Origin of the sequence: Gracilimonas sediminicola (assembly GCF_024320785.1) — a bacterium.
In the GTDB taxonomy this organism is placed as follows: Bacteria; Bacteroidota; Rhodothermia; order Balneolales; family Balneolaceae; genus Gracilimonas; species Gracilimonas sediminicola.
In genome coordinates, this window is sequence record NZ_JANDBC010000001.1 from 184,534 (window position 1) to 204,400 (window position 19,867).

19 protein-coding genes are annotated in these 19,867 nt (G+C 43.6%); 3 read left to right on the forward strand and 16 right to left on the reverse strand.

The features are described 5' to 3' along the window. Window positions 1-18 precede the first annotated feature (18 nt). The 12 genes from NM125_RS01005 to NM125_RS01055 form a co-directional block, all read right to left on the reverse strand. On the reverse strand, window positions 19-861 hold the full coding sequence (locus NM125_RS01005; protein ID WP_255131966.1) for a LytR/AlgR family response regulator transcription factor: 843 nt from the start codon (window positions 859-861) through the stop codon (window positions 19-21). Window positions 862-983: 122 nt separating this feature from the next. Then, window positions 984-3,056 (reverse strand): PAS domain S-box protein, encoded by a 2,073-nt coding sequence (locus NM125_RS01010; RefSeq protein WP_255131969.1) that lies wholly within the window; start codon window positions 3,054-3,056, stop codon window positions 984-986. A 466-nt stretch (window positions 3,057-3,522) separates the two neighbouring features. Beyond that, on the reverse strand, window positions 3,523-4,032 hold the full coding sequence (locus NM125_RS01015) for a lactoylglutathione lyase family protein (protein WP_255131971.1): 510 nt from the start codon (window positions 4,030-4,032) through the stop codon (window positions 3,523-3,525). A gap of 74 nt (window positions 4,033-4,106) precedes the next feature. Beyond that, window positions 4,107-4,979, reverse strand: coding sequence for an NmrA family NAD(P)-binding protein (locus NM125_RS01020; protein ID WP_255131972.1), 873 nt, complete (start codon window positions 4,977-4,979; stop codon window positions 4,107-4,109). Between the two features lie 63 nt (window positions 4,980-5,042). Next, on the reverse strand, window positions 5,043-6,023 hold the full coding sequence (locus tag NM125_RS01025) for an NAD(P)-dependent alcohol dehydrogenase (RefSeq protein ID WP_255131975.1): 981 nt from the start codon (window positions 6,021-6,023) through the stop codon (window positions 5,043-5,045). Window positions 6,024-6,158: 135 nt separating this feature from the next. Next, entirely contained in the window at window positions 6,159-6,449 is a 291-nt protein-coding gene (locus NM125_RS16025) for a type II toxin-antitoxin system RelE/ParE family toxin (protein WP_432419278.1), read from the reverse strand. Continuing rightward, a complete protein-coding gene (locus NM125_RS01030; RefSeq protein WP_255131977.1) occupies window positions 6,440-6,724 on the reverse strand; it encodes a type II toxin-antitoxin system Phd/YefM family antitoxin in 285 nt (94 codons plus the stop codon). The genes NM125_RS16025 and NM125_RS01030 overlap by 10 nt, the downstream gene beginning before the upstream one ends. Window positions 6,725-6,945: 221 nt before the next feature. Continuing rightward, the gene (locus tag NM125_RS01035; RefSeq protein ID WP_255131979.1) at window positions 6,946-7,242 is read right to left on the reverse strand and encodes a type II toxin-antitoxin system RelE/ParE family toxin; all 297 of its coding nucleotides are present in this window, start codon (window positions 7,240-7,242) and stop codon (window positions 6,946-6,948) included. 8 nt (window positions 7,243-7,250) lie between these two features. Continuing rightward, entirely contained in the window at window positions 7,251-7,475 is a 225-nt protein-coding gene (locus NM125_RS01040) for an addiction module protein (protein WP_255131980.1), read from the reverse strand. Between the two features lie 285 nt (window positions 7,476-7,760). Next, entirely contained in the window at window positions 7,761-8,231 is a 471-nt protein-coding gene (locus tag NM125_RS01045; RefSeq protein ID WP_255131982.1) for a hypothetical protein, read from the reverse strand. A 109-nt stretch (window positions 8,232-8,340) separates the two neighbouring features. Further along, on the reverse strand, window positions 8,341-8,811 hold the full coding sequence (locus NM125_RS01050; RefSeq protein WP_255131984.1) for a thioredoxin domain-containing protein: 471 nt from the start codon (window positions 8,809-8,811) through the stop codon (window positions 8,341-8,343). Between the two features lie 324 nt (window positions 8,812-9,135). Continuing rightward, window positions 9,136-11,631, reverse strand: a complete 2,496-nt coding sequence (locus NM125_RS01055; protein ID WP_255131986.1) for an efflux RND transporter permease subunit — start codon at window positions 11,629-11,631, stop codon at window positions 9,136-9,138. Window positions 11,632-12,080: 449 nt separating this feature from the next. Between NM125_RS01055 and NM125_RS01060 the strand changes: the two genes are divergently transcribed. Together NM125_RS01060 and NM125_RS01065 are read left to right on the forward strand one after the other, a co-directional pair. Next, a complete protein-coding gene (locus NM125_RS01060; RefSeq protein ID WP_255131988.1) occupies window positions 12,081-13,130 on the forward strand; it encodes a hypothetical protein in 1,050 nt (349 codons plus the stop codon). Window positions 13,131-13,205: 75 nt separating this feature from the next. Further along, on the forward strand, window positions 13,206-14,246 hold the full coding sequence (locus NM125_RS01065) for a hypothetical protein (protein WP_255131990.1): 1,041 nt from the start codon (window positions 13,206-13,208) through the stop codon (window positions 14,244-14,246). On the opposite strand, the gene NM125_RS01070 is transcribed toward NM125_RS01065, so the two are convergent. Both NM125_RS01070 and NM125_RS01075 read right to left on the reverse strand, forming a co-directional pair. After that, entirely contained in the window at window positions 14,224-14,976 is a 753-nt protein-coding gene (locus tag NM125_RS01070) for a phosphocholine cytidylyltransferase family protein (RefSeq protein ID WP_255131992.1), read from the reverse strand. The two genes, NM125_RS01065 and NM125_RS01070, sit on opposite strands and share 23 nt — an antisense overlap. 5 nt (window positions 14,977-14,981) lie before the next feature. After that, window positions 14,982-16,298, reverse strand: a complete 1,317-nt coding sequence (locus tag NM125_RS01075) for an inositol-3-phosphate synthase (RefSeq protein ID WP_255131995.1) — start codon at window positions 16,296-16,298, stop codon at window positions 14,982-14,984. A gap of 200 nt (window positions 16,299-16,498) precedes the next feature. Here NM125_RS01075 and NM125_RS01080 point away from each other — a divergent pair, with 200 nt between their 5' ends. Beyond that, window positions 16,499-17,935, forward strand: a complete 1,437-nt coding sequence (locus NM125_RS01080; RefSeq protein ID WP_255131998.1) for a lipopolysaccharide biosynthesis protein — start codon at window positions 16,499-16,501, stop codon at window positions 17,933-17,935. Here the strand turns inward: NM125_RS01080 and NM125_RS01085 are convergent, their stop codons facing one another. Both NM125_RS01085 and NM125_RS01090 read right to left on the reverse strand, forming a co-directional pair. Then, window positions 17,936-18,832: a sulfotransferase family protein gene (locus tag NM125_RS01085; RefSeq protein ID WP_255132000.1), complete on the reverse strand. Its 897-nt coding sequence runs from the start codon at window positions 18,830-18,832 to the stop codon at window positions 17,936-17,938. A gap of 23 nt (window positions 18,833-18,855) precedes the next feature. Further along, window positions 18,856-19,860, reverse strand: coding sequence for a sulfotransferase family protein (locus NM125_RS01090; protein ID WP_255132001.1), 1,005 nt, complete (start codon window positions 19,858-19,860; stop codon window positions 18,856-18,858). Window positions 19,861-19,867: the final 7 nt, after the last annotated feature.

The following is a 19,867-nucleotide window of genomic DNA, read 5'->3' on the forward strand; positions in this document are numbered from 1 at the left end:
ACAAGATGAGTAGAACCGCTACAGCAGATTTCCCCTGAGCGCATCTGCATAATTACGGCTGAGCCGAACCTGATTCCCGTCATCCAATATCACATCATAATCCCCGTTCCCTCGCGACTGTAATTCCTCTATTCGATGAATGTTCACGATAGTGGATTTGTGAATTCGTTTAAATTGATCAGGCAAGTCTTCGATGATATTCTTCAGGCTGTCGAGTACCACGTGCTTTTGATTGTCGGTGAAAATATCGAGATAGGCACCATCCGAACTGATCCACTTGATGTCGTTTATATCCACCACCAGGTTACTTCGTCCATTCTTTATGGTTATGGTTTGGGGCTGAACTGTTTGTGATTGTTCTTCCCCGATTCGTCTTCGTTTTACAAAAATAGTCAACCCCGAAAGAGCCGTATAAACCGACAGTGCTATATACAATCGGGTGGATAATTTTTCAAAGAGGATATAGAGCAGGGTCATCGGGTTGTCGTGGATGAGAATGGAAACCCCGAATAGTATGACGGAAAAAATGAGCAGGTGTATAAATGTTACCATCATGATTTGAACACCCAGCACAGCGATATAGAAAAAGCCGGATATTCGTTCTCCTGCTTTGGCTATGCCATAATCCAGTGCTACAAAAAATGGGATAAATAGCGGCCAAAAGAGTTTGTAGGCTAATGACTCTCCTGCTCTGAAGGCACTGTCCTGAATCACCGAACTTATGTAATCCTGACCGAATTCCAGAAAAGCAATGAACAGCCAGAACGCACAAAAGCCAATAAAATACTTTTTATGATCCGCAGAAAATAACCCCGTTGAAGGGACTTTTATAGGTTGATAAAGCTGCTTAAAGTAACTCATAATAAGTGGTCGCAATTGCAGGATGAAAGCCTTTGGTCAGTGAACAGGCAACGCTTTTATCTAATAAAATATTGAGAGCTTGGCAAGAAGTTGGATACCCCGGGCTGTAAAAGATACCATTTTCAGGCACTTTCGTTAGGGAACTGAAGCCGGACAACCGTTCCCCCCGCATCTTCAGCGCCTTTAATGGTCAGCTTTCCGGAAAGTTGATCGGTAAGCATATCCATGAGGGTAAAACCAAGAGAATCATTTCTATTCTCAATAATATGATCAGGTATTCCAGAGCCATTATCCATAATCTGTAGATCAACCTGTCCTTTATGCTGCTCAATCTTAAGTGAAAGTTCGGCCGTTTCATACTCCTTAAAGCCATGCCGGACACTGTTACTTACCACTTCATTCAAAATCAAAGCACAGGGAATAGCATCATTCACGGTCAGGATGACGGGCTCAAGATCATAACTTACATGTACTTGTTCTGCCTCAAATGCCGTAAGCACAGAATCAACCAGTTGTTCCACTAACTCGTGGAATTGAAGATCCTCAAGTGACTCATTCTGATACATCGTTTCATGAATCCGGGCCATCGTATGGATACGCTGATAGCTGTCGGTCAGTTCTTTGGCCAATTCCTCATTCTGGGTGTACATCACTTTCAGTTCCATTAGCCCGGAAACCACAGCGAGGTTGTTCTTCACGCGGTGATGAACCTCTTCAAGCAACACTTCTTTTTGCTTAAGCGACTTCTCGATACTCCGTTTGTATAGCACCCTATCAGTGACATCATGCAGTACCGATTGTATAGCTGTTAAACCATGAAAGCGAGCTTGTGTTGAGTGAACTTCAAGATACCGAACCTCACCGTTCTTGCGCATAAAGCGAAGATCAGCGGGCGGTTCTGTTCCCCCCGCATTAAAATTTCTTAGCCTGCTTTTCACCTTTTCACGGTCGTCCGGATGAATAAACTCAAGCAGAAAATGCCCCACTATCTCACTTTCTTTATCGGTACCATAAAGTTTCAGTACGGCGTCATTGACAAAAATAATCTCTTCACCCTTAGTCAGAACCACTGCATTTGGATTATCTTTTACCAGTCCTTCCCAACGTTCTTCACTTTCTTTAATCTTATTCATTAACAGCATATTGGCTGTAATGTCTCTCACAAATCCTACTACAAGAGGTTCATCTTCCACGCCGTCAATAAGGGTCAGGCTCGATTCCAGAATCACATCATTTCCTGAACTATTTAAGTGACTGGTCTTAAACTTCACGTTTCCGGTTTCCATAGCCTCTTTAATAATCTCAAATATCTCCTCATCATTGAAATTACTTTCCAGTTCCCGAATAGTCATCTTTTGCAGCTCTTCCCTGGTATATCCCACCATTTGGCTGTATGCCGGATTGACGTCCAATATGTTTCCTTTGGCATCAGCAAGTATATATCCGTCATTTGTAGATTCCAGCAGCTTCGAATTAAACACACTTTGCTTAGTAAGCTCCCGCATAATGGCATTGTGCTCTGTTATATTCTTTACAATGCCTGCGATATAGATTCCATCATCCCGCTCAAGGGCCACCAGGGTTCCTTGCAATTCCAGGTTACTCCCCTGCCGTGATCTGTGAATTACTTCAATACTTTGCGATTGATTCTTTTTCAGAGAATCAATGAGTTGCTGCTGATCATCGGGGGTAAGATCGGGGTTGATATCGAAAATGGTCATTCCTAATACTTCTTTCCGGCTGTAGCCCGTCATCCTGCAATAAGCGTTGTTCACTTCTTTGATTCGTCCTTCAGAATCCACCAGCAAGTATCCATCCGATAATAGCTCTATAAACCGGGTATGCTCCTTAACCTGATTCTCAATAGTCCGAACATGGCGGTTTTGCTTGGTCAAATCCTGAATGTAGGCTACAATATCAACCCCATTCTTTTCAAACTCTCCCGGATAAAAACAAACCAATTGTACATCTATGGTTTCTTTATCGGCCCCAATCATTTTTGTAAACAGAGAAAAAGAATTAGTGGAATGAGTGATAAGCTCCAGCCATTGCTGATTTATTTTCTCTCGATCTTCTTCAACGAAATAATCAGATACAGACCGGCCGATAATTTTGTCTCTGCTCTCTCCCAATAATTCACTCAGCCGGATGGGAACATTCATCCAAAGGCAGTCACGATTAATGTACGCCTTCATAATCGGAAGAAACTGTTCAGCTGTTGTTATAACAGATTTCCCGGGGATGCTAACCGCTCTTTTTTTGCCACCGCTCTTTTTCATGCACGCACATAATTCGTCAATGTTGTGTACTGCTCATCCGATTCCTTCAATTAACAAATTTTTGATGTTTAAACCCATTATTAAATAGTTTAATAAGGGCGATCTGACTAAGATTATACAGCCGAAAGTTATTAGAGCAATCAGCAAAAGCCTGAAAGATTTGATTCCGTTTAAGCTAAGGCCTGCAATCGGCTAATCAGATGAATCGATATTAGGTTCTCTAAACTTTTTAGCAATAATAATGGAGATGATGACCCCGACCAGGAAACCTGCCCACTCATTTCCCATTACTCCACCAATAGCTATACAAACAAGTATCACACCGATCCCCGATTTACCGCATCTGGTTCTTTAGGCTATTCTTTTATCGGCTTGAAAGCAATTACTCCTGATATGCTCCTGATGAATAGGTTAGTTCATAACTGTGAGTGTATATCTCGAAAATGATACCGAATGGGTCCTCAACATAGACCATTTTATAGGGCTTGTCTCCGGGGTAGTACTCTCGAATGGGCATCCGTTGCTTGCCACCGAATTCAACAATTTTGTCTGTTAACGCTTCTATATCCGGATCCTGAACACAAAAATGAAAAAGCCCGGTATCGAATGGATTAAATTCGGGGGCTTCTTTCACTCCATGTGGGAAAGAAAATAATTCAATACCAATACCATCGGAGGTTGACATATGGGCAATTTCAAAGGTTTCCCAATCCTCTCCAAAAACATCAATACACATTTGGCCAATAGCCGTATCGGCCTCCTTAGTAATTTCTGAGGGAGGCATAATTACATAGAATCCCATTACCTCTTTATAGAATTCTACCGCTTTATTAATGTCAGGTACGGTAATGCCAATGTGTGAGAATGATCTGGGATATTTATTATTTTCCATAACAGGGTTTTAAGTGAATTTAAGAATCGCTGTCAACGTATAAACTGTACTTTTGCTGTATAAACAAGATAACTTTATTCTTCCCAAACTTCGGTGCGATCTCGAATATAATGCTCAATGTTATTTGGGGTATGGCTCAAAAGCCTGCCCAGCATTGGGTCCACCTTTTCAGCCTGTCCAAATCTTAACCCGACATGCAGAATGGTTTGCACGATAGACTGCATAAAACCCAGTTTTTTTGTGAACAGTAAGTGGAACATATATCCCGGTATAGAAGCCGGTTTATAGATTATGGATCGGTTCAAATATTGGCTCAGCAGATCAGCAACTTCGTAAAAGGTGTAAGATTCAGGGCCGGTTAAGGTATATATCATTCCGGCATGTTTATTCGGTGATGTTAATACCTTAGCAGCCACTTCACCTATATCCCGAACATCTACAAAGGCCACCCTGCCGTTTCCGGCCGGTACATAGAGCCGGTCGTCCTGCACAATATCTTCCCTGTAAGCAGACTCCAGGTTCTGGGCAAAAAATCCGGGGCGTAAAATTACCCAATCCTCCGGGCCGTTTTTAAGCTCTTGTTCCACAGCATGATGAGGCACCCACCGGTTATCTGCTGCCCCGGCTACCGATAAAAATACAATACGACGAACCCCGCTCTTTCGGGCACAACCTATAAAGCGGTTCAGGGTGTCTTTGGTGTTGGATATGGCCGGTGGACGCAGCAAAAAAACAGAAGTGCACCCGGCAACGGCTTTGGTAAAAGAATCGGGGTCCTGAAAATCCAGGTAAACCGATTCATAATCGGATGTTTTCTGATCCAACTCTTTAGGAGAGCGGACGGCAACCCGTATATCCGCCTCCGGATGAAAAGCCTGAAGCGCGGCCACAACTTCCCTCCCCACATTCCCTGTTGCCCCGGTAACTAACACGGTCTCTTTATTCATAAAAATACTATTTAATCTGGTTTCGCCGCTATACTCATGAACTCCTTACGGGAAGCTCCGCTTCTACATGCTGCTATCTTTTATCTTAACCACAACCTTCCCTTTATGCTTTCCCTCTCCAAAATACTGAATTAATTCCGGGATCTGATCAAAGGGGTACGGTCCGTCGATAACGGGTTTGAGTATCCCTTTTTCCGCAAGTCTTGACAGCTGATCCAAGCCCTTATTCGGTTTCAGGGCAAGAACACTAAGCTTTTTCCCGGTAAAGAGTGACAGAATCCATCCTACTAATACTATTCCAAATAACCGGGTCATCGAACCTCCAACGGTGACATACCTCCCCTTCTTTTTGAGACATCGGGCATAGGTAAACACCGACCGGTTTGTTTTTGCATCGAGGATAAGGTCATACCGTTCACCGGTTTCTGTAAAGTCTGTTGTCTTGTAATCGATCACATAATCATATCCCAGCGACTTCATCATTTCAAGCTTTTCTCCGCTATCCACCCCGGTCACCTCTGCTTGTAATGGCTTTAGCATTTGGATGGCCAGACTGCCAACTCCACCTCCGGCCCCGTTGATCAGTATCCTTTCACCAGATTTCATTTCCCTTTTATGGATAAGTCCCTGAAGAGCCAGAAGTCCGGCGTGTGGAAGGGCCGCGGCTTCATTATGTCTCAGGTTCCCGGGCTTTTTTGATACCATGTTCTCCGGTACACACACGTATTCGGCAAATCCGCCAAAGCCACATTCTGAGAGGTCGCAGTATATCTCATCGCCGATGCTGAAGGAATTCACTTCTTCCCCTGCCGCTTCGATGGTTCCGGAAATATCTACCCCGGGGATTCGGATTTTGGGAGTTCGCAATCCATATAACAGGCGAATGATAAACGGATTTCCTCTGACCAATCCCCAATCCCAGTCATTGATGGAAGCCGAGTGAATGCGAACCAGCACTTCCTCATCCTTCGGAACCGGTTTGGGAACTTCCCCAACCTCCAGCTTATGCGGCAATCCGTATTCCTTTAATAATATGGCTTTCATGGAAGTGGGTTATGGCGGGCTGGTGGTTATGCATCAGAGATTATGAGTTGGTAGAAGTAGCGAAATTAATTCTTTGCAAACAAGTTCTATCGCAGCCTGTACGCGTTCGATTTAAAACATCTTGTTAGCCAACCGTTAATATGGTTTTTTAGGTAATACTTGACTTGTATGCCAAATGGTAAGCATGTCTACCCGATTTGGTTTTAACTCGTACACCAGGCGATAATTACCATGGATTAGTTCCTTTATCTCAGGCCGGTTAAACTCCGGAATCATTCTTCCACTATCGGGCTGTGTCCTGAGTTGCTCACAATGCTCAAAAATACCTTCGGCCCATTGGACAGCCGTAGGGACATGATCTAAAGCAATATAGTCTGTACACTCTTCAACCCTTGTTAAAAATCGATCGGTAAAAATTACTTCCATTTAGAAAGGTGACTTTCGATCCTTTTTTTTGCTTCATCCATAGTATAGGTCTTGCCTTGTTCCACCTGTTGCTTGGCTTCAAGCAGATCTTCCAGCATTTCCATTTTTTTAGTGAACCGCTCATATTCTGACACATCCATTAAAACCGCAGCACTTTTCCCATGTTGAGTAAGTACGATAGGCTGTTTATCCTTTTTTAAGCGTTTCACAAAATCAGCAGATCTTTTCCGAAACTCAGAGAGAGGCTCAATATCATTGGTCAGGGAAATATTCATATCGGTACATTTAAAGTTTTTTAAAGTACTGATAATATACTGGAATGTATTTTGAGAACCAATAGAGGATTAGGTTGCTAACGGCCTGCGGTTTAACCGGCTTGGCCATTATAAGTTATTAAAGTGATGAAAAGCTGGAAATGCTGCAACTTTGAAAATCTGTATTATTGGCAATTATCGGCCAAGACCGTGTTGAAGCGCTGGTTATGCAACCCTGCAATTTATTTAAGGCGTTTTTCCCAATAATCCGGTTTTCGTTTCATATGCATGATGGCAAAAACCATGATCAATTTATCCCTGTAAACCTTGTACACAATTGCATAGGGAAAACGGTTAAGGAAAATACGTTTTGTCTGATGTAGATAGGGATGACCCGCTTTGGGGAATTTTATTAGTCTCTGAACAGCATCTTCAAACTCTTGAATAAAATCGTAGGAAAGTGTGTGATCAAATTGCTTGTAATAATCAACAATATCGTAGAACTCGGCCTCTGCAGCATCGTCAAGTTCAAAGGCCAATTTGCTCATCAATCAAGAAGTGCTTGTGCATTTTTCTTCACTTCGCTCCAGGGCTTTGCAGAACTCTCACCTTGCTCATATCGGTCAATACGTTTTTTAAGTTCTTTTGACCAAGCTTCCTCCGAGTCAAATTCTTTCTCTGGGTGAAGACTATCTATCAGCATATGTGCAAGTTCAGCACGTTCTTGATCAGAAAGTTCAAGTGCTTGTTTTTTGATTTTTTCGTTAATCATGAGTTCTCTCATAAAGTTTGAATACTTCTATAGTATGGTAATAAACTCAAAAAAAGGAAAATAATTTTGTCAGAGGTTTGAGGTTCCATAACATAATACTATCCAAACAATAACTTTATTTGCACACGGTGGATAATATCCGAAAAGTCGCCGGATAACATCCACTCAGGAATGTGCAGATTTCTTTTGAGAAAGGAAAATCAAATAGTTAGCGGTACGGATTAGTGTCAATGCTGATTTCTTATCATTTCGAATAAAAAACGCCTTTTTATAAACCCTGTAGTTTCAATTGTCAGGTGTATTACCAACAAACTCAATATCTGTATCAGTTTTATCAACAGTGAATAATAGATATGGAATCCAAGTAGCATCTCTGTTATTGGTATGAGTTAAAGAATCTAAATCAATAACTAAACGACTGCCACTGTAATAAACTTTAGGATCTTTTGGCTGATGCATTTGCCCTAACCTATCATAAAAAACACCAATTAATGTTTTATTCTCAAAGTCTATAACTGGCAGTTCGATATCAGTTCCATCATTATCATAAATTGATCCATCTCCAGTATTCGCTTTCCAGAACAACTCCCACCGGTATTGAGTGTTAAATATATAGCTCGTAGGATAAACATCATTGAAACGATAAAAAGAATCTAATCGCTCAATTTCTACAATCTCTTTTGAATCTGAATTGCTTACATCACAACCTGCGACAATAAATAGAGAAGCAAAAATAAATAATCCTTTTTTAATCATGAGAAGGTTTATAACGACCCGGTGTTTAAACAGCGAGCCGAGTTGTTCGAATAAGTACCGAACCCTAAACGAGTCCGCTTGAAACGCTTTTTATATACATATGTGTTTATTAATCAAGTTTCATTTCCCCATCTACCCAAGATACAATTTCCTCACCACTGAGAATATTCTTAACTAACTCTCTATTCTTTATTATTTCAACACCATAGTCGCCAACTTCAAAAGTGTCCTTGAAAATTATGATATGAGGTACCCCTGGAATCATTATGTTATTTAGGTGAGCCAAGGTATTCTCATTATGATATCTGCTACCTATTGATATTTCATCCCATTCATCATACTTAGAAATATACTTTAGCCCGGTATCTATATCCTCATCCATAGCCACCATGACTAATTTTGTATCATAATTTGTATGCTGGGAATCAAAATTTGCTCTGATCTTATCGATACTCTCAATTACATCTGGTCGATTACAGGGGCCGCAATCTGAAGCACCAAAATAAAAAACCGTCAATTGTTCTTGAGCAAATGCTGAAGTAGATAATAGTAAAAAGAACAGCGTTAGATAAGTTTTCATATCTCCTCACAATTTTTAAATGCACGTAATACTATCCAAACAAGAACTTTGTTAGTACGCGGTGGATAAAATCCCCGAATCCCTCTTCAAAACTCTCATTCGGTGTTTCCCGGATATTACCCGACCCGAAAGACGGATAAAGTCGCCGGATAACATCTTCTCAGGAATGTGCAGATTTCTTTTGAGAAAGGAAAATCAAATAGTTAGCGGTACGAATGGCTTGAATATGAGGAGTATTGAGTGTTGAGTAGTGAGAAGTGAGTTTACTCATCACTCATCACTAACCTCTCACATCTAACATCTTTTATCTTAAATCTATCAACCCTAAAACCGAATCCAGTCTTTATCTTCCAGCCATTGGATGAGCGCGGGCAGAAAGGTAATCGAGGTAAGCAAGGTCATGCCGATTCCCAGCACCGCCATCACTCCTATCGACTGCAGGCCCGGATGATTGGTGAAAAGCAGTCCGGCAAAACCCAGCATGGTGGTAATGGAGCCCATGGTTATGTGCTGCCCCGTACTGGAAAGTACCTGCCACATGCTGTTCTTTCCTTCTTCCCGGTAACGGTGCGCAAGGTGCACGCCGCTGTCTTCCCCGATTCCGAGAATAGCCGGAAGAACCACCAGGTTATAAAAGTTAAACTGCAGGCCGAATATCATCATGAGACCAAACAGCCAGAGCAGACCCACCAGTAACGGAAGCATGGCTATGATAGACCACCGGAACGACCGGAAGGAAAACAACATGAAGAAGTAAATGAAAATGAAGGTGGCCCCTACCATATACGGACTTTCAGTTCGCATCAGGTCGAGCATGGAGGCGGCTACAATAGAGGTACTGGCTGCATGAAATTCTTTACCGCTGTCCAGGGTCACCACCGATACGTCATTCTTAAAGGCGATGGATTTCTTTCCGTCTCCCAGCCCTACCGACGGATAGATGATAACGAAACGCCCCACCTCTCCGTCTTTGGTAATAAAACGGGACTTCAGGTAATTCGGGATGGAATCCAGCGAAACGGGCTCAGTGGTTTGGGCGGCCATCCGAAGTTTTTCCAGGTCCTCATCCTCCTGTTCAACCAAGAATGGGTCCTTAAAGAGCTCCCGAATTTCGGCAATTTTTTGAAGCTTCTGCTGCTCTTGTGCTTCATGGATTGGATAACGTTCCTGCAGGGTCTCCACGCTTTTTATGGTCGGTGAAGTAGTGTCGGAATCCATCCGTTCTTTCAGGATGCCTGCAATTTCTTCCACCTGCTCGTTGGTCTCGGCAATGATGTAAGCCGGATTGCGCTTGCTGTTGTCATCCACCTGACCGGCAAAGGAACGAAATTCTTCATATTCAGGGAAGGTGGGTTCCAGCTCACCAAAGTCGTACTGAAAGCGGAGATTGCCGCTGAAGCCGATCACAAAGGCCGAAGCAACCAGGCCCACCGTTACAATGGTTCGGGCGTATGGGTAGCGGTGTACGCCGGTGTATTCCTCCTTCTGCTCATCGGAGATCAGGATCCAGTTGAGGCGTTCATCAAATATAACCAGCAGTGCCGGAAGGATATATAACATAGCCATGAGTGACAGCAATATTCCGGTGCCGGATATAAAACCAAATTCGGAAAAGCCGCGGAAATCGGCGAACATCAGAATGTATAAAGCAGCAGCGGTAGTAAAAGCCGATACCAAGATGGCTTCCCCGGTCTTTTCATTGGTTTTCATGACGGCGTCATGGGCATTCATTCCCAGCGAACGAAGCTCTATATACCGGGCGTAATAGTGGATACCGTAATCGATGCCCAACCCGAAAAGGATCACGAAAAGAACGGAAGTCATGGTATTCAATATCCCTAAATAGAAGTAGGTGATACCGAATGTCCAGGTCAGGCTGATCAATAGCGGAACCCCGATAATAAGCACCGGAACCGGCATGCGTAAAATGTGTGACCACACTGAATAACTGCCATTGCCATTGGTTCCTTTTCGATAGTGAATGTATTTCTTGAAGAAGAAGTACAGCATCACCAGCAAAATCACACTGCTGATCCCGCTGGCAAAACTTCCCAGAACGTCGTTCATGATGGAGGTGAGTTCCTCAAGGTGTCGTTTCAGCCGGCCACCGAAACGAACTTCCATCTCCGGATGGTAAGCCTGAGGGTTCATGGAGGCAAGCAGGGAATCATATTCATCAAACATATCCTCCAGGTACTTGATGTCACTTTTGGAACCCGTTGGAAAGAACCGGACTACCATGATGGTACTGTCCTCATTTACCGGGTACTCTGAAGGAACCAGCATATTGTAGCTGTCTTCGAAGTTTTCGGCTCCTGCGGTTTCTTCCTCTTCTTCATCCCCGAGATCAAAATAGAACGGGTTAGCCTCTTCTTTGGCCTGCTGAATTTCATCTTCCAGGTATTGAGTTACTTCCTCCAGCTCGTTCTCGCTGGCGAGGTACAGGGCGTTGTTCTTTACAAACTCAGTTTCCCTACGGAATTCAGCCCGTTTAAAAAAGGTGTCTTCATAACGGGGATAATACAAATCGAGAGAGCGTTGAATCAGGGTATCGGCAAAGGCTTTGTTGGCTTCAAAGCTGGGAGAGTTAATCACCACCAGCATTTCGGTTTCTCCCCCTACCGACTCGCTCAGCTTTTCCAGGGCCAATACATTGGGATGATCTTCGGGGAGAAGATTGGCAATGTCGGTATCAACTTTAAGCTGAAGTGCATAATAGCCACTTAAAACGGCCAGTATAATACAAACGGAAACGACCCAATACGGATGGGAATAATTGAATTTCAAAAGTGGCTTTAGTAGCCTCAGAAGTTGTTTCATTTAAATAGGTTCCTGGAAAATTCTTTAATCAATGCCCTGTATCTGTTTGCTGCGGGTCTTATTTCGTTCTGCAGATTACTTAATTGGAAGGCGTCTAAACTTTGACTGCCTTCATTTCAAAATGCCTAACATAAAAATTATGCTCGCCAATCCTGAAGCGGTGGAAATTAACTGTTTTTCGCCTAATTTATTTCATTTGATCACGCAATTTTAAAAAACAAAACATCTTCCGTTAACATGCATATAATTGATTCAGACTAATCCTTGATTTGCCCCGTTTGTTCGGATAACTATGATTCAGAATTATTTACATTTCGCCAATGAAATCTTCCAAAGCCGTGTTAAGCCTTTAAAATTTACCCTAACATCAACTACTGAAAACGCTCTTTATTAATTATCTATCATCTGCACACAGCTTTTTCTGCCCAATTTTTCAATTATATTCATCGATGAAATCTTTTTTCTTTAGGTTCTTATTTATTCTATTTCTCCTACCGGCTTCCCTCTCTGCTCAAACGGTGTATTTCCCCGTTGGCAGTTTCGGAGATTCTGATGATGAGGACTTCGCTGCCAAGAATATTCAGTCAAAATATTTTAACGAGCTGTGGACTTATCACGTTCACCTCGACAATGATGTTCAGCTGATCTATACCTTTTCCATCAACGATTTCGGCTCGTTCAAAGGCAGAGTTACCGGCGTTAAGCTCTCGGTTACCTGGACGGACGGCAACACCTATGTGGTGAATAAGGAATATAATCCTGCAACCTTAGTGGTTGAGCCGGACAGTAATTACATCCGCCCTCATCCTGAACGTCCTTACTGGGGCAAAGGCAGTTTTGATGATAAACACCGTCTGTTTTTTCATAACACCAACGACGGGGTTCAATACGATCTGGATCTCACCTTCACCAACATCGCGAAAGGGAAAACCATGGGAGACGGCGTGTATAAAGTTGGTAATAACGAGCTCGGAATGGCTCTGCTCATTCCCCATGCTGATGTGAATGGCATGGTGGCTATTAACAGTGATACGCTGAATGTAACCGGGGTGGGCTATATGGATCACATTTATCAGAATAATCTCTCTTCGGAAATTATTGACCGCAGTTACCGAATTAAAACCGGGGATTCTGAGAATGGCATGTTTTTCCATTTCCTGACGCTCCGCAAAGCAGGCATCCAAACCCCGATTGGCTATGGTGTCGGCTACCGAAACGGACTCGAATATTTAATCACCCCTTCTTCAATTGAGCGGGTAGAGTCGGATCCTGAAACCTCTGAGTTGGACCGCTACGTTAAAATCAAACCTTACCAAACGGATCTACTGAATGTGAGGGTGAATAAGCACATGGACACTTATTCCCTGCTGAATGAACTGGGAGGCATAAAAAGGTTTGTAGCCAAAAAAGTGATTGGCGGGGAACTGATTGAGATGAATGGCACCGTAACCATTAATAAAGATCAACCCGGTTATTTTTATTACCTGGTAGCTAAGTAATAAATTTGAGGTCAATACAACTTAACCGTTTTGCCGGATGAGGCTCATTTCATTTAATTTTTTGAGCAGTATTCTATGAAACAATCTTTAATCGCTATCCTCTGTTTATTCTTATTTCATCAGGCTTTGTTTGCCCAGGGTTATATTGAAAAGTCACACCCCGAAATAACGGAGCTTACACAAGATGATTTCAAGATTCACAAAAAACAGGGTGCCTATTACAACGAACAATGGGCCTACCATGTGATTCTGGATAATGGGGCTCAAATCTATGTTACCTACGCCGTACATCATTTTGCAGGACTTAGGAATTCTTCAAGCAGCGGAAGACTTTCCCTGTTGAACTGGAAGGGTGAAAACTATAGTTCGCCCAGAGAATATGACCTGAATAATCTGATACTTCAGGAAAACCCCTATAAAATGAAGCTGCATCCTGAACGGGATATTTGGATTGAAGGCATACCCGGATTTAGCGAGCATCACTTTCATTTTAAGGGTAAATATGAAATACATATAAATTTTGATCAACCCTATCCCGGCTTTAAACCGGGCAATGGGATTTTTAAGTTAGGTGATGAGGATGAGCTTGGGATGTTTGTCCATATTCCCTTTTCCAGAGTTTCGGGCTATATCGCAGATGATCAGGATACCGTTAAAGTTTCCGGGATCGGATTTATGGACCACATCTATCAAACAAATTTAGCCACAAGGCTGTTTGAAAGCAGTTATAAGTTTAATGGAAGAACAGAGAATGGTTTTTCCGGCGGCTATTTTATGGTACCTAAGCATTCTTCCAATAAAGCCATCGGTTACACCTACTTCTATGATGGAAAAACATTGACTCTGAAAAACCCTGAAAAGGTCACCGTTAATAAACGAAAAGAAGTGTTAGTAACTAAGATTCCTGTCGATATTACTGTCAATTATGAGGACGGGTCCAGCGATACTTTTTATTTTAGTGAAGTAGAGGAAAAAGTAGCTATGTTAGATGAATTGAGTGCTTTTAAAAAGCTGATCATAAAGCCCTTTTTAGGTGGAGAAGTTCTGTTCTACCGGGGCCGGGCCCAAACAAACACCAAAGAAGAAGTGTATTTTAACCTTTCATTGGTTGATTGATCTCAGATAACATCTTCTCCGCTTCAGCCAGCATTTCCGGAGTGTCCACATCCTGCCAGTAAGCCTCTCCAATATCCAGAGTATGCATTTTACCGGCCTCAGCAAGGGCCTGGACTCCATCAGAAAGTGAGGCATCGCCGGAAGCTTCATATACTCGCTTAATTTCATCAAGCAAGCCTTTAGTGCATACAAATACGCCCGTATCGATGCAGTTGTACTCGCTGATAAGCTTTCCTATCGACTTGATTCGACCTTCCTTCACCATCACTTTGGTGGCATCATCCATATCAAAGATTTCATCCACTTTATAATCTACCAATAAGGTAGCGGTGCCTTCATCCGGTTGATGCGCGCCCGCCAGTTCCATCATTTGATCAGAAAGGATGTGATCGGCCATGGTTAGAATAAAATCCCCTTCGATAAAAGGCTCAGCAGCCAGTACCGAAATTCCGTTACTCAAATCATACCGCTTGTTATGGGCAAATTCGATGGGCACATCCCCGGTGTAGGAATCAAGGATATCTTTCTTAATCTCATCAAACCCAAAGCCCAGCACAATGACGACTTTACCGCATTCTGCTGTTTTCAGGCTTTCGATGGTGCGGTAGATAAGCGGAGTACCACCGACGGAAGTCAGTGGTTTGAGATCCGTATCTGTATCCGCACCGGCCAGGCGGGAACCAAATCCCGCCGCTAAAACAACACCTGTTTTTGTTGGTAATTCAGACATAAAACTTATTTGTAGGAGTCGTAATTCTCAGACAGGTGAGTTACCGGCTGCTCTCCACCCATAACGCGCAGGGTGTTTTTGAGCCTGAAATGCTGAATGAAAATATCGTGCTCCTGAACATGACCGTCTTCAACCTGGGGACTCTTGAAGTAGAAACTCAGCCATTCCTGAACACCGGCTTTGCCTTCACGCTTGGCAAGATCAAGGAACAGGGCAAGGTCGAGAACGATCGGTGCAGCGAGAATAGAATCACGGCACAAGAAATCCACTTTGATCTGCATGGGGTAGCTCATCCACCCAAAGATATCGATGTTGTCCCAGCCTTCTTTCTCATCACCACGTGGCGGGTAATAGTTAATGCGTACTTTGTGATACAGATCCGCATACAGGTCTTTGTAAGTCTCGGGCTGAAGGATGGTATCCAGTACACCTGACTTGGTGACTTCTTTTGATTTGAAGCTTTCCGGATCGTCCAGTACTTCACCGTCACGGTTTCCTAAAATATTGGTAGAGAACCAGCCCTGAATACCCAGCATCCGTGTTTTGAATCCAGGTGCTAAAATGGTTTTCATCAGGGTTTGGCCTGTTTTAAAGTCTTTTCCGGCAATAGGTACGCCTTTCTCTTCTGCCAGCTGTGTGAGGGCAGGATTATCGGCTGATAAGTTTGGAGCACCGTTTGCATACGGCACACCTTCCATGATAGCTGCGTAAGCATAAAGCTGAGACGGGGAAATAGCTTCATCGTTTTCTTCCAGGCCTTTTTCAAAGGCTTCGATCGACATATGACATTCGGAAGGTGACTGGTAAACCTCAGTAGAGCCACACCATACCATTACCGCACGTGTTGCCCCGGTTTCCTTCATTCGGTTGCGAATGTCCTCACGAAGCTGCTCGGCCAGGTCTTTTTTGGTTTTGAAATCTTTCACGTTTGGCCCGTCCAGCTTCTTCACATACTTCTGCTCAAAAGCAGCCGACATAGGCTCAATAGTCTTCAGGAATTCGGCAATGGGCTCAATATCCTGTGGCTTCAACACTTTGGCGTGAACGCAGGCATCATACACATTATCAGGCTTTACGTCCCAACCCCCGAATGTCAGGTCTTCCAGTTCGGCAAGTGGTAAAAAATCTTTGATGAGCGGGTTTCGGTTTTCAGACCGAGCTCCTAAACGGATGGTCTGCATCTGGGTAAGAGAACCGATAGGCTTGGATAATCCTTTTCGAATAGATTCAACACCTGCGATAAAGGTGGTGGCAACGGCTCCCATTCCCGGAGTTAAAACTAATAATTTCCCGTCTGCTGCTTTTGTGCTGTTATTTGACATTCGTAACTTTTTAGCTGAAAATTTTAATCCTTAAAGATAAAGAACTTGCTCAAGTTATGTTAGCACTTAATTAGTAATTCTATAAGAATTCGATAACCCCTTCTTAATCCTTCATTTCAATTGCTTGCGCTTCGCCCTATATTTGCTGACTCCATTTTTTATAAAACAAAAGCGACAATCCCTGATGATTATTAAAGATAATGAGTGAAAGTTCCTTTGCGCGCAGAGTTGCTTCGTCGGTGCTCTACAGTGGAGTTGGTTCGGTTACAGCACGCCTGCTCAATGCTGTTGCTCTTTTCTATACGCTTAAGGTAATTTCTGAAGAGCAGTTTGGGATTGCTGCCCTTGCCCTTGCTTTTTTCAGTACCACCAAAGCCCTTACCGAACTGGGACTGGGAACCGCCCTGGTGCAGGAGAAGAGAATCGGGCGCACGCAAGTCGATTCGTTGTTCTGGATCAGCTTTCTCCTCTCGGTTGTGGTGTATGGCCTCATCTACCTCGGGGCCCCTTTTGTGGCATCCTTTTATGACACCCCCGTGCTTTCTTCCATGATTCGGGTGTACATGCTGGGTATCATCGCATTCAGCTTTTATATGATTTCGAGCAAGCTGATGATGCGTGACCTGGAATTCAAAAAGCTCGCCATTAGCGATAACGTGGCATTGGCCTCCTCAGCAGGTCTCATGATTTACCTTGCCTACACAGGGTGGGGAGCCTGGGCCATCATTCTTGCTGAACTGGCCAATAAAGTGGGTCAAATGGTATTCTGTATGTTTTTCAAACCGTACTGGCCGCGCTTTCATTATGATCATGGAAAGGTGAAGCACCTTATCGAATTTGGAATGTTTACCACCGGCTCCAACTTCTTTCAGAAGTTTTATATGAATGCGGATTACCTGATTATCGGTAAGTTCTTTTCCATGGAGCTGGTCGGGATCTATTCATTTGCCTACCGCCTGGTGTTTGATACGGTGAAAGAACTTTCTAATGTGATTAACCGGGTTGCTTATCCTGCATTTGCCAAGCTCCAAAATCAAATTCCCCGACTGCGGAACTACTTCTTCACCATGTCGCGGGCCAGTATGCTTTTGGTCGGAACCGTGATGGTTATCATTGGAACCTATATCGACTGGTTCCTGCCGCTGGTGGGCTATGAAAAATGGATGGATGCCGTTCCCTATATGAGAATTTTTGTAGCCGTGGGGATCATTCAATGCCTGGTTACCCTGCTTCCAAAACTGATCAATGCCAAAGGCGAAGCACGGTTCATTTTCTATTTTACCAGTGCGAATGCCATACTGCTTCCGGCGGGATTCCTCATTGCCTCACAAATAAGCATGATGGCCGTTGCGCTCGTTTGGCTGACCGTTTATCCACTGGTTTCCCTGGTCATCATCTACTTTGGAGCTAAGCTTACCGAGACCAACGTATGGAGATTTGGGTTGAAGAGCATCTCAGCTTTCGCCACTCTAATCCCGCTGGCCGGCTTTGCTTATGCTGTCAGATACGGAATCACCACCTTTTACGGGGAAGCCACGATTGGAGCGGTTGCGTTGGCAGCTATATTTGTATTCAGCATTACCGCATCCGTCATCTGGTTCCGTGAGAAAGATGCCATTCAGGCCATCCGGAAGTAATTATACGGTAAACTCGTAATCCTTCAGGAAGTCGTACTTCTGACTTCGCTCTGCAACCTGATCGATCATCTCCTGTGGCCATTCAATCTTTGTACGGCTCTTGGAAGGGGAATCAAACACCTTGGCCGCTGCTGCTTTGATGTAATCCTCATACGGCTCAACCTCTAAAAATTCCACAAGCGTACGCAGTGTTTTCTCTGAATCTGAAATAAACTCTTCGTGGGTAAGCTCACACCATTCGTCTTCAGCTACTTCTGATTTGAGTTTGGCATTCGCTTCTACCCTCTTAAAGTAACTGTCTATCGCTTCCTGAAGCGATGGTTGTACCGACCATTTTCTCTTGTGAGTGGCGATATTGTCCAAAGGATGGCGTACGATATGAATCAGTTTTAACGGGAGCTGAACTTCTTTCCTGAGCTTCTCAATGATATCCGGCTTAGCCTGCAGATGGCGGGATGAACCTCCGCCTTTTTTATCCCCAATTACCTTCAGATTTCGGTAGCGCCCTTGCCACAGTCCTTCGATGGCATAATCGTACCCGGTCCATTCGCGCCCTTTGCCGGTAAACACTTTGTCTTTATGAAGAATCAGGCTGAAAATTTGCTCGCGACTGAATCCGGCTCTCAGGTATCGCAGCGCATCCAGTTCATGCGAAATAACCACATCGGGGTGAGCATCTAACAAAGAACCCACCAGAGTGTGCCCGCTTCGCGGATAGCCAATAAACATGCAGTAGCGCTCGATCTCATTGTAATCCCACTTGAAGTGTGAGTTCATGATTTTACTTTTCACGTAATCCCAGGGCATCCCAATATCTGCACGGAGATCTCTGCGTTCGAACCCAAGCGCATCTGACAAAGCGGTTATTTGTTCACCAACTTTTTTGAGTACCGCCATTTTCTTACCTAACTATCTGTTTTTTATTCAAATTTTGATTCGTCCGGATAGGCATATCCTTCCTCTCGGGCACCGGTAATGGTAGCCCAAATTGATCGGCTGAAATCTAAGCATTGATAGAACAAGTTTTTGGAAAAGGAAAGGGAATATTCACTTTTCTCATACCCCATTTCCTGCAGCCTGGAACCGGCTGTTTTTTCAACTAATGCAATCTGCCAGGGCTCCAAAGCCGTCTTCCAATCATCATTTCTGTTCTTCTGAATAGGCTTGAGGGTTCCTTTTTTCCATGATTTCTCGCCTTCAGCAAATCCTTTTTCTTCCCTGTTATAAAATTCCAGCATTTGCGGCTGGAAATCCACTCCCAGAAAATCGCAAATCCGGTTTAACATTCCTTCCGCATCTTCTATCAAATCCTGATAGCGAAGCATCATGTATTGGCCTTCCGGCAGATCGTTCTGCAACTGCTGATGCATCTCTACATACTCTCGCCAACGCCGGGTTGTCACATACACCGATGGCGAACCGAATGGAGCTTTAATTTCTGACCAGGCAGTGGCACGCGGATCCCTGAACATGGAAATAATTTTAGCATTCGGATAGGCCTTCAGAATTTCAGGGACCTGAAGAATATGCCGGGGCGTTTTCTCCCCCACTATACTTTTATCCCTTTCCTTACGGTACATGGTTAGCTGCAGGTTGAAAAGGTCGGCCGGGGATGTCAGTGTTAATTCCTTTGACCATTGAAGGGCTTCCTTTTTAAACAATCCAAGATCTCTTAGCCTTGTTTTTTGATCGTACCAAAAATCAAAAAGCCGATTTCTCAAAGCTTCCCTATCATCAGAACTCAGATATTCTTGTTCGAGATCAGCAGCGTGGTGAAAGAAATGGGTTTCCGGAGGAATTACAATATCCCGGTGCGAACTGAGCATACTTTGTAGCAGAGTTGACCCGGACCGGCTGGTGCCCACGATGAAAAATATCCGGTCCCGGGTTTGCTTAAGGTCACTTTGTGTGATCTGAATACTCAAGAGCTGA